The following is a 12,243-nucleotide window of genomic DNA, read 5'->3' as shown; positions in this document are numbered from 1 at the left end:
TCATGCCTATAAAGCTTAATAAAGAAGAGAGCGTTTTCCGCAACGAACTGATTTTTGCAGGCGATGCAAAGCAGGTGAACATTGACAATACCCTTGTCAATTTATTTATGCTGTTGCGCCATAATGGAGTACGTCCCAAACAGCGTGCCCGCTCTGGCGACAATGCAATAATTGAGGTCGAAACCATCAAAGAGATATTCAGAAGGCTAGAATTGAGCGATGCAGTTTCCGGCTTTAGAGATAACCCATTAGGTACAGAGCTCTGGATAAGAAGTAACTTGGTGAACATGGTTTACAGGGGTAATTCAGACAAAGAAAAAATATCCTCGCTGCGTCCAATTCATTTAGAATCTTACCGACTTCGTAATGCCACAACTACCCGTGACTATAACAATGCAGATCAGGTTTTTCTGATGTTGGGTGCTGAACCTGCTATCAGAGATGAGCTCATATCGTTTCTTTCAGAAGGCTGGGACAAGGTTACAGGACAGATAAACACATATGACTCTCTCGATGTGGACAGCCTTGGCCTGCTGCAATTAATTAAGAATGTTGGTGCCGGCTTTATTACAAGTAGCACTGGTTTGAATAGCATAAAACCAATTCTTGAAAAACAAGCTAAGCTTTTCTGTGAAGACATCAGGAAACTACTTGTTTATAAGCGAATTATACCGCGCAACGTGATGATTGATTATTTGAAGACCATAACGTCATTCCATCTTTCAATCTATCTCCAAAAGCTTATTCAGCTTCTACCAAAAATGATTAAAGCTGGCACTATCGAAGTTGACTCTCAGTGGTCAATTGTGGTGGACTTGACTGATAACGTGGATAGTAAGGTTGCATCTCTTGCTGCAGCCGACGTGGAAATTATGAGTAATTCCATTTATGATTACATTAAAGCAACATTCCAAATTAATGCAGCATTGAGACGTCTGGCTTTAAACAAAACTAATTCTGATCATTTAGCCAAGGCGTTAGAAATTCTTTCCAACAGAGATGACCACTTTGATCTTTACTTTAATATGCTTTGGGATGCTATCGTGCAAAACTTGAATGATGACGACAGAAATTTGTTAGAGGAGATTGCTAAATATGAAACTAAGCACTTCGACAAATACATTGAAGCTATTATGAAAGCCAGAACTGGCTATTTATATTCTTACCATGTACAACTTCTTGATGCCCTTTCACAGAAAAATACAGAAAGAGGGATCCTCGCACAAGGAAGAAGCAGGAAGCATCCACGCCGCTTTGTGTTGGGCACACGTTTATTAGAGGCGTTGGTACAAATTCTTGTATTAAGAAACGATGGTAACAAATATTATACAACAAGCCTATCGATAGAAGAACTTACTCAGGAGCTTCGCGAAAGGTATGGTCTCATAATAAATGGCAATGATGATTCCAGATTTGCTGACTCCAACGTCTATACTAAACAGGCCTTTAGAGAAAATCTCACCGCATTTAAATCAAAGTTGCGCCAGATTGGCTTCTATACAGAATTAAGTGACGCATACATCCTTCAAAAAGTTAGACCTCGTTATATCTTAAATGCCTAATTGATGAATACTTCCATTTCCCTATACTTTCAGGAGATAATTGATTTGCTACTCGAACTCAATAGTGTAGAGCTGGCGAATGCAAAGCCTGGCCACTGCATGAAAATAACAGGGTTTGGTGAAGCTGAGTTAAACTACATTCTTGAAATGGTAAGAAAAACTTATCCTCTCATAGACAGCTTTATCATTTCAGATGATCAATCAAGTAGCAATCATATTTCAGCAAGCAAGCTTATTGAATTGCGTAATAAGGAAGAAAAACCTTTGCTTATACTGATTCCTGCTTCCAGCCGCACAGCTGCCGAGGATTCTTATGGAAATAATACTTTCAAAGACTTATCACTAGATGACATTGAGGCTCGTTTGAAAAACAAAATGCTTAGCCAAGTGCCTGAAGAATGGTATTCAAATGTTGTTTTCATTCTAAAGTCATTTGAAAAGCAGGCAAATGCTTTAAGTAAAGCCATAAAATACCTCTTGGAAATTAAAAAGCAGGGATTTACCCCTGAAAGTATTGGCAACAATCTCTACTTCTTTGGGCTAATTCCAGATAGCAAACTGTTTGCAATAGAATTACAAACGAAAGCACGTTTGAATTTTAATATGCATTGTTCGAGCCTAATGGCAACTTTCAATAAGCCAACCTATGACCGAATTTCTGAGATGCCTATCGAGCCCAATTCAATCCAGCCATCAATAGTTAACTTTCTTAAGGCTGAAAGTGGAGTTAGAAATGCTAGCCAATTGTTCCAAGAGATCTTGGAGAATTATTCGGAGCTTAATTTTTGTAATTGGCCTATTCCTGAATTAGATACAAAGCGCATAAAACTATTTACAACGGAAGTATCAAGCACTGATTTCAAATTGGAAGAGGGCACCAAAGTGCTGCACGCTAATTCATTGAGAGCTTCCAAAGTCAAGATTAAGTTCAACACCCATCCCAATCCAACGGAAATCCCCGAACTGCGATCTTTTCGAATTATCCTGATGAGGGTAACCGGCGGTGCTGGTGAGGAGGTTATTGTATTGAAGAAAATAAAAAACACAACCTCAGGACGGTCATACCGAGAGGCTTCTGTAGAGCTACATCCTAATGTTGTTGAAGAAGGTTCATATTTTTTCAAAGTTTATGCAGAAGATGAGCATGGAAATGTTTTGAATGCAGATGATGAATTTAAAGAGGCATCTATACAAATGGAATGGGAGCGTCAAAAAGCAGAAAATCCTGATTTGCCTAAATCAAGCTTTGACTTTAAACTGACTTGTGATTCCGATGACTTCCATTTTCAGGTAGAAGAAGGTGAAGAACTACTGGATAATATTCGAAAAGACAAGATTCACAATGTAACTGAAGCCTATTTCAAGTTTAGGATTGAAGACCTTCGAAAAGGTATTCGCTTACAATCACCTGTACCTACAGAAGACTCTAACGTATGGCATGATGCTCCAAAGCCAAAACAATTAGCCACTTTCCATATTGCATATAATACTCGGCATAATTATCAGGTGAATATTCCTTCTAAGCTTCGCGAATTGGAGTGGATATTCTTGAATCACGCAAATCAAATCGGTACTGTTGTCTGTGAGGTTAGTATGAATCCCAGTGAAATTGCATTTCCCTCATCATCATTTCGCCCTAGTGTCTTGAATAGCATCGTAGATACTGAAATTATTTTACTTCGTCAGCAACTTTTCAAAAGTATTCTTCAGTCAAATATTGCAGGCAATGGTATAGTTGAAACTACCAATCTCGTTAACCTGAGAAATCAGATTGAAGCCTATATTCTTTCGTGGAGTTCTTGGGTAGCCCAATTAAATTCCAAGTTGGGAGATAAGCTAATATCTAATGAAGAGCGAGAAGAGTTACAGCGTTTTCTTGCTGAACTTCAATTCAGTGACTTAATAAAGCTCAAGACAAACTTGCCAGACGGAACCCCGATAGAAGCCTTACTATTATCGCCAATTCATCCACTAAGGTTAAGTTGGTTTATACAGCTCATTGATGTATATAATGAGTGGGAATTAAAAACGATCGAATTTCCAGGCTATCAGAAGGATTGGTTCAAAGGATTGACAGACCTTTTTGAAGGAGAATTATATCCTGAAAATAACCCTTTAGTTATAGTGGAACCGAACAGCCTAAAGAATTACCACTATGCAGGCGAATTAATGCAAAGCTGGGGTATTTATTTGGCTTCGCCGATTGATAATTCCTCAATAAACAGCACTTCGATAGATCGGCAATTGACTCAATATTTTCGTCTACTACTTAATGTAACCAGGGAAAACTTTGTAGATAATGATGTGAACTTAAAGTTGGTTGTCCGGCAAATCAAGAATTATAGGGCACAACACCCTTACACTGACAAATTGGTTCTAAATATATTTAATGCAGGTGATGCATTCATCTTCGCAGATGCATTTGTGGAACTTGAATCTGAATCTGATTTCGAAAACGTCAAATATGAAGTACGAATTTTTAGAGGGCCTGATAGAATTATTGAACATGGCGAAGGATTGAAGAACCTTCTTAATCCGGAATCGAATATTCGCGATGAAGCAGAATCATTTGCACAGCCCTCTGATAACCGCCTTTTCCCAAAGCTTCGCTTTTCAATAAACATGATTGAAGAGTATATACGCCAGCCTCATCTCTTCACTTCTCATATAAGCTTCTTCATTAGCCCTTTCCCAGTTCGAGTAGAACTTTTCAAACCCAACCAGCCATCACGCTGCTTCTTTCTAAATGGACTCATTACAGATTCGACACTAAATGTATCCACTGCAAACGATGAGACGAAATGGAATCGCTATATTTTAGCTTCCAATCTTTCTAGTTGGAAAAATGAATTATCAAATGCAGCAGGGCTGTTATTTGACTGCTTGCAGTCATTCACGGCCGGCACTCTGGCTTCTAGGCCATCTGATTCCTTACCATCAACTCAGATTACACTTAATGCACTGGATAAAGTATTATTGGCTCATCTGCACAATCATTCTGATTGGGTAATCACTTATGATAGAAACTTGGGGCCAGAAGTGTTTGATATTCCTTCAAAAGATAACTCCATTCCATTCTTGTTAGATTACATTCCTGGTGATGAAGTATCTGGTATCTCTTCCTTTTTAACGACAAGGCCAACGTCTGAAGTTTTGGCTTTGCTCGGTCCACATTTTCAGGAATTTGGCCTTAATATCGACAATGAGTCAGATAGTCGTACAATACATCAATTACTAGAAGATTTAAGGGCAGTCAGCAGTTCTCTTATCCTACAACTCAATTCAACAAAGAATAAGGCGTTCGAAGTAATTGGCTCTGCATTTACCAAACGGGTGCTCGAAAAGAAAGGTCTATTGCAGGATAGCTTTCTGATCCCAATTGATCTCCATCAGGACTTGTTTAATGATCTGCCGACAGAAACAAAAAGCAGGGCTGATAATCTGCTAGTTTCTATTGATTGTGAAAAACGACAAATCTCTGTAACTGTAATTGAAGTAAAATGTCGCAAAGCGCTGACGGAGTCTGAAAGGTCAGAAATCAAGCTAAAGATGCGGCAACAGATTTTGAATACCATTGAAGCTATTAGGTCTCATTACGACCCTGAGTATCATCTTTCATTTGATCGTCTTGACCGGGAAATTAAGAACAAGGAACTAAAATCACTACTTTCATTCTACTTAGATCGGGCATCGCGGTATGAGTACCTGTCAGATAAAGCTTATGGAGCATATAATGACTTTTTGCAAAAATTGGATGAAGGATTCACATTTAAGTTTCAGCAGCTAGGGCTCATTTTTGAACTCGGATTCCCTAAAAGGCACCTTAAAGAATCAATAGATACAGATTGTACATTTTTCACCTTTGGTGAACGTGTGATCAGGGATATTCTTGATCCTGATTCTGACCTCAATACAAGGCGCTTAGAGGAGAAAATACTGGACGACGAACTGAGCGAAGCAGTAGGTATTAACCAGAAGCTCAGAGCGTTTATTCAGCAATTCAAAATCGAAAGTAAAAAGACTAGTATACCTTCAGATTCAGAAAATACAAAGTCAGGAGACACAACAAAAAACACAGATTACAAGGTCCCAGACATCTCTACTAACGACAAGCCAATTTCACCATTAGCAGATAAGAACCGTCAGCAAAAGGATGAAGAGGACGAAGGTGGTATTATTGATAATTCAAATAAGCCAATTGATGTGCCACCCATCGCACCTGCGAATATAATTGAACATGAGGTACCTGAATATGATGTAATGATTGGTAAAAATGGAGATAGTCCCCAGTTCGGAATCCTCGGCAAAACCGTCACAGGAAAATCAATAGCTGTAGATCTTAGCGAAACCAACACAATAAGTCTTTTTGGCGTTCAGGGTGGCGGCAAAAGCTATACTATTGGAACAGTGACAGAAATGGTTCTAAAACCATTTAATAAAGTCAATAAGATACAAGCTCCGCTGGCATGTGTCATATTTCACTACAGCGAAAGCATGGATTATGAGCCAGAGTTTACTTCAATGATTTACCCCAATGACAAAGAAGCGGAATTACGAAAGCTGAAGCAAGAATTTGGAGCAGAGCCAGGTCGAATTGAAGATGTGGTTTTGCTTACCCCAAAGGATAAAGTTGAGGCAAGAAAGGCGGAATACCCATCTATTGATATTTTTCCCATTGCTTTCAATTCAAAAGAACTGAATGTGCAAGACTGGATGTTCTTGCTAGGAGCTATCGGCAATGATTCGACCTATATAAAACAGTTGAAAGCCATTATGAAGGATCAAAGGAATAACTTATCATTGGGTCAAATTGGGCTCAGTGTAGAGATTTCGGAACTACTATCAAATAGTCAGAAAGCTTTGGCCAAACAAAAGCTGAGTTTTGCCAGGGAGTACATAGATGATAGTGTGTATCTAAGAGATCAGTTGAAGCCTGGTCGTCTAATAATCGTAGACCTTCGTGATGAATTTATTGTAAAGGACGAAGCACTTGGATTGTTTGTGATTATGCTAAATATTTTTTCCGGAGTCAAAAACTGGAATGGTGTGCATTTTAATAAGTTTATTGTATTTGATGAGGCACATAAATACATGGACAACAAAGACCTCACAGGAAACATAGTAACTGCTATAAGAGAAATGCGCCACAAGGGAGTAAGCATAATGATTGCAAGCCAGGATCCACCTAGCCTTCCTAACGAAATAATTGAGCTGAGCAGTATCGTCCTATTGCACAAATTCAACAGTCCTCAATGGCTAAAGCACATTCAGAAGTCTGTTACTCAACTTAGTGTATTAACTCCCGTTGACATGAGTGCATTAATGCCAGGCGAGGGTTTTCTTTGGTCATCCAAAGCCACTGACAAAGCAGTAACTGTGAAGCCCGTTAAAATTTCAACCAGACCTCGAGTAACCAAACACGGAGGAGGAACAATTCAAGCTATTGGTCATTAATGAAAGTTTGGAGCCATACAATAAAAGGACGCAAGCCTCTAAATGAGGACTATTTACTTTATCAGGATCTAGGAAACAAGAGATTCATATGTCTCATCGCTGATGGAATGGGGGGGTATTGTAATGGTGATATAGCAGCAAGATTGGTAGCTGAAAACATTTTAGCTCTTGTCTCTTCACAGAAACACGTTGATCAAAATATTCTCCAAATTGGAATTAATAAATCTAATTTGGCTTTACGCCAATTAAGTAGTCGAACCGGTAAAAAATCAGGCGCCACTCTTGGAGGGATATATATCGAAGGTGAAAAAGTTATTTGCTTTTGGGTAGGAGATATAAGAATTATCTACATTAAAAACAAACAGATAAATTTTGAGTCGAAATCTCACACTTTAGTAAACGAATTAATAGATCGCGGATTATTAATTGATCCTGAATTAATTGCTTCAAACCGTCATATAGTAACTAGATCGATAACAGGTGACCCCGTAAATCCAATTGCTGAATTTCATCAAATAATACCTGAAAAAGGTAATGATCAGATACTTATCTGCTCTGACGGATTTCCATATAATGATATTTTATATAGTATAGATACACCTATTTCAAATAGTGATTTATTAAGTCTTGTTAATAATAAAAAATTATTGGATGATTGCTCATACCACTTAATCGAAAATATTTTATAATCTTCCCAATTTAACGACCATTTATTAATTAGCAACAATGTTAATTTAAATGGAAATTATGAAGAATCAAAGTAAACAGAAACGTTAGTATTACAAATAATCAAAAAATCAAAGCCAGTAAATCCCAACAATATAAGTAGAGAACTAGAAGTATAAATATGAACCTTTTGTTAGTTCATGCACCTTGTGCATTACAGATATTTCGGAAAGTGTTTTCAAAGAGTGATACTTACTTGAGAGATAAAATCATGGAACCGAAAAGTCTCTTCGTAACTATATAAAAGAGACAGGATAGGAAAATGCATAGATTATGTGGACTCATTGGGAAAATAACGAATTGAAAAGTGCCACACTGTAATCGGAAATTTGCACTAAATCAAAAAACCCACGATTAACGTGGGTTTTTTGATTGGTGTGGTCTATAAATCAACACATGCCATAAGTTTTGCGATAATCAACTTTTAAATTGATCTATAACGCAAATCCAATATGTTTGACAGTGGATTTTATTTATAAAAAAATTTCAGTTTCCCGCCTCATGAAGATTTTTCTAAGGAGTACCGTACAGTCTAAGTTCTTTAAAGTAAGAGTAATGTATTTAAAAATAAAATGAAAAGGTGGGCAACAAAGAAATACTGCACTTCGCGCTGCAATTCTTGATGAATACGTTATTAACAAAGAGTATGATAAGATTCGCATTAAAATAGCATTCAACCCCAAAACAGAAGCTTTTGAGGTGCAAAACCCGGCAATTCTTAAAGATAAATCTTGGATTCCAGACATATCTGAGGTGATGAATTCCGGAAGTATCATACAAATTGTCAGAAAATACTCGGAATTAAACACAGAAATAGAGGTTGACTTAGTTGAGCGCAACATCAGTAATTTGTTGAGTATTCAGCATAAACAAATCGGAACCATTGATCTTGCCCATGATTTAGATATAGAAAAGGTTACTGAAATTTTTATTCGTATAAATTCACATGGAGTGGTATTGTCTCAAGCAGATTTTGCCATGAGTAAGATTGCATCAAACGAAAAGCTCGATGGTCCCAATCTCCGAAAGGCCATTGATTATTTCTGTCATTTAGCCGTGGCACCTCAGTTTTATGAGCATATCCGTGATAACGATAAAGAGTTTGCAGATTCAGACTATTTCCGAGCAATGACGTGGTTAAAAAATGAGAATGACGATCTCTATGATCCAGATTATACAGATATGCTCCGGGTTTCTTTTACTTCTGAATTTAAAAGAGGTAGAATGTCTGATTTGGTAAGTTTACTTTCTGGAAGAAATTTTGAAACAAGAGAATTTGAAGAACAAATAGCCGCTGAAACATTCGAACGAATGAGAAATTCTGCATTAAGATTTATGCATGAAGACTATTTTAAAAAATTCGTAATGATCATTAGATCGGCAGGATTTATTTCTCCGGAATTAATTCGTTCTAAAAATGCCCTTGACTTTGCTTACATCATTTACCTTAAACTCAGAGAAGATAAAGTGCCGCAAGCTGAAATTGGTCGATTAGTTTCTAAATGGTTTGTGTATTCTGTAATTACCAGCAGATACGGGGGATCTCCAGAAAGTACATTTGATTACGATATAAAGCAAATAGCAAGTAAACCTTTCCATGAATATTTAGAATCGGTTGAAAAGGCAGAACTTTCTGAATCTTTCTGGAACTTTGGACTAACACAACGCCTAGATACATCTGTATCAAGTAGTCCATTATTCCACGTATTCCAAGCAAGTATGGTAAAGGGTCAAGATAAAGGGTTTCTATCAAGAGATATAACTGTTGCAGATATAATACTATACAAGGGAGATATTCATCATATATTTCCTAAAAACTATCTTAAGAAGAACAATAAATCTCGATCAGAATATAATCAGATTGCAAACTATGTTCTAATACAGCAAGAAATAAACATAGCAATTGGCGCGAAATCTCCCGAGGTTTATTTTAAGGAGTTAAAGGAACAGTGTGAAGGAGGAAAGAAAAAATACGGAGCAATTGATACCATGGATGAGCTATTAAAGAATCTTGATACACATTGTATACCGCATTTCATATTTGAAAAAAATGTTGATGGATACGATGAATTTTTGAAAGCAAGAATATTGTTGATGTCAGAGAAAATTAGAAAATATTATAACAGTCTATAAAATATTTAATCATGTTATTTTTGAAAATAATTGTTGTTTTTCAAAACAATATTTAAAAGAAAATATTTTGTCAATACACATAAAATAATTTCTAAAATATTTTTTTTAAAAAATCAAAAACAATAACTTTGATTTATCATAGTTCATTCGCTACGTGCTATGATTAGTGAAATAATAGAGAAATTATAACTCAATCATTTGAGTGCGAAATACGGTGAAATAAATTTTTAATTAATTGGGCAGCTCCCGTAATCTAAAAATCATTTCGCCATGGGCAGATCAAATGATTCTAGTTTAAACAAGAGAGTTTTGGAACTCTCCGAAAAAATCAATCAATTTTCGAGCACACCGCTTCCACCAGAATTTATAATTCTGGATGATGTTGATGTAATCAACATTTTAAAAATTTCAAAAAGAAAATTATTTGAAATCAGGCAAAAGCGTGAAATCGAATTTCATCCAACTTCCCGAACAGGGATTAAAGACAAAAGGTTAAGAAATGCAATTGCTGAAAAAGCAAAAGGAAGACGTGCGAGTAAAATTTACTATACACTGAGAGGTGTGTTAAATTATATTCAGCGTTATACAGTAACTCCGCTTTATTCACATTTAAATATTGCATCATGATTTGTTCTTATCGTTTTTGTCAGCAAGAACTACCGTCCTGGCTCAATGGTAACCGCCGCTATTGTAATGATGAGTGTAATTATCTGGAACGGCTTGAGCGGGAGAAAGAAAAAAATCTTTCAAAGAAGAAAGTCTTGGCTGAGTTAAATCGAATACAAACTTTATTGCGTAAATGCCATGTTCAGTATGGTAGTAGCTTGTTTGATGTAAATGTTCTACGGGAACAACATATGAACTGGACCATCATAACAGGCATATCAAAAACTGAAGGATGTGAATTCAGAATTATAGGCTCTTATGCCTACGTCGTTTTCGATGATAACCAAATAAAAATTATTCAACTTTAAAAGAAACCCAATGTTAATGTTTGAAGATATAGGTTTTGATCTTTTGCCAAAGATTCCTAACCCAAACAATTCCAGTATTGAAATAAAGCCAATTGAACAGCCAAGGGTATGTGTTCCATCTATTATGCCTACACCAACGCCTTCACCAGACCAGATACCATCCTTAAAGGGAAGCAATACTTTTCGATGGTTTCTTTTTGGACTTCTTGTGCTTGGAACTGTGGGTGCAACTATTTATATGGCCAATAAAGAAAGTTCTCAAAACGACGAGAATTAGATTTATAGAGCTGCAATTTGAAGATTAGCTATTTCGTTTTAAATAAATTAGAAATAGCTAATCTTTTTATCTACTACAATAGTTAAAAACACCTCCCTAATTTCAATGTTTCCAAAAGTTTCGGGATTTATGATTTAATCTTATTGAATTTACAAAATTTCCTTTCATTTATGAGATAGAAAAGCTGAAATAACTGTTGACACTTACCATGACCAACTTCAAAATATCCTAATCAATTTATCTGCTTTTTTTGCGTCATCCGGAAAAGATCAATGCGAGCTCATTGGCTGATTACCGTAAAGAGTTTTATGCAATATATGCTCAGATTTAAACACGAGGGATGGGTGAAGACATGGAATGTAGAATTGATGAAATGACCAATGCTCTATCAAAGGATCAGCTTAGTGTTAAGATTAGCAAGATAAAAGTGGAATATATTGATGTCATTTGTTCCTCCTTTGGAGACTATTATATAATATAGCTGAAACATGTACAATGAGTAGCCATATAAATCAAGAACTAAAGGATTTAAAAACCCAGCAAGAAGGCTTAGTTTATTATATCCGTCATTTAGATATTGAAATGATCGACAGCCTCCTAGATAACGACAAAACCTATCAAGATTTTCCAAAGTATTTGTTTGTGCAAAAGTTTGGTCATGCCTTAGATCGGTTTATTAAGGCAGGGGATACGCATTTGAATGTTTATACGGGTACTTGTAATTCAGATTTGTGTAGCAAAGGTTGTGGCGGAAATAGGTTTATCGGAAACACTTCTGGGTTGTATATGGATTTGATTATTAAAGTAAAACAAGGAACTGTGCTAGATGTATATGAGTGTCATCAGTTCAGTACTATATCACCAAAGAAGACGCTAGCGCAGAAGGTGTGGATTGATACTACGGATTTACTGATTTAGTGTTTGGAAATGAAGTTTTTCCTTTGTGTATTCTCTATGAAGCCTATTTAGCAATATAGACCCTACTTTGTCCTCTTGTGATCCTGATTAATGATTGCCATCTCATTAATTTGTTATTCAAAAAAAATACCCTAAATTCATACTACCCCCTCAATTATACGAAGAAACATATTAAATAATACTGTTAGTAATATCTGAC

The 12,243-nt window shown here is 36.3% G+C and carries 7 protein-coding genes and 1 pseudogene; all 8 read left to right on the top strand.

Features of this window, described 5'->3' with window-relative positions; translation table 11 throughout:
* The first annotated feature begins 2 nt into the window (after positions 1-2).
* The 8 genes and pseudogenes from F777_RS0102575 to F777_RS0102535 all read left to right on the top strand — a co-directional run bounded on the left by F777_RS0102575 (position 3) and on the right by F777_RS0102535 (position 12,044).
* Positions 3-1,562, top strand: a complete 1,560-nt coding sequence (locus F777_RS0102575) for a methylation-associated defense system protein MAD7 (protein WP_026750675.1) — start codon at positions 3-5, stop codon at positions 1,560-1,562.
* A gap of 3 nt (positions 1,563-1,565) precedes the next feature.
* Positions 1,566-7,016, top strand: a complete 5,451-nt coding sequence (locus tag F777_RS0102570; protein ID WP_026750674.1) for a methylation-associated defense system ATP-binding protein MAD8 — start codon at positions 1,566-1,568, stop codon at positions 7,014-7,016.
* A complete protein-coding gene (locus F777_RS0102565; RefSeq protein ID WP_026750673.1) occupies positions 7,016-7,705 on the top strand; it encodes a PP2C family protein-serine/threonine phosphatase in 690 nt (229 codons plus the stop codon). Before F777_RS0102570 ends, F777_RS0102565 begins: the two co-directional genes overlap by 1 nt.
* 631 nt (positions 7,706-8,336) lie before the next feature.
* A pseudogene (locus tag F777_RS15465) lies at positions 8,337-9,875 on the top strand (hypothetical protein); the annotation flags it as partial.
* A gap of 270 nt (positions 9,876-10,145) precedes the next feature.
* Entirely contained in the window at positions 10,146-10,502 is a 357-nt protein-coding gene (locus tag F777_RS0102555; protein WP_026750672.1) for a hypothetical protein, read from the top strand.
* The gene (locus F777_RS0102550) at positions 10,499-10,849 is read left to right on the top strand and encodes a hypothetical protein (RefSeq protein ID WP_026750671.1); all 351 of its coding nucleotides are present in this window, start codon (positions 10,499-10,501) and stop codon (positions 10,847-10,849) included. Before F777_RS0102555 ends, F777_RS0102550 begins: the two co-directional genes overlap by 4 nt.
* Positions 10,850-10,865: 16 nt before the next feature.
* Positions 10,866-11,126 carry a hypothetical protein gene (locus F777_RS0102545; protein ID WP_026750670.1) on the top strand — a complete coding sequence of 87 codons (261 nt, stop codon included), beginning with the start codon at positions 10,866-10,868 and terminating at the stop codon, positions 11,124-11,126.
* Positions 11,127-11,621: 495 nt separating this feature from the next.
* Entirely contained in the window at positions 11,622-12,044 is a 423-nt protein-coding gene (locus F777_RS0102535; protein ID WP_026750669.1) for a hypothetical protein, read from the top strand.
* Positions 12,045-12,243: the final 199 nt, after the last annotated feature.

The sequence above is a fragment of the Sediminibacterium sp. C3 genome (genome assembly GCF_000508085.1).
In the GTDB taxonomy this organism is placed as follows: domain Bacteria; phylum Bacteroidota; class Bacteroidia; order Chitinophagales; family Chitinophagaceae; genus Sediminibacterium.
Note: the sequence above shows the minus strand (reverse complement) of the source record. Positions and strands in the feature narration are given on the sequence as shown.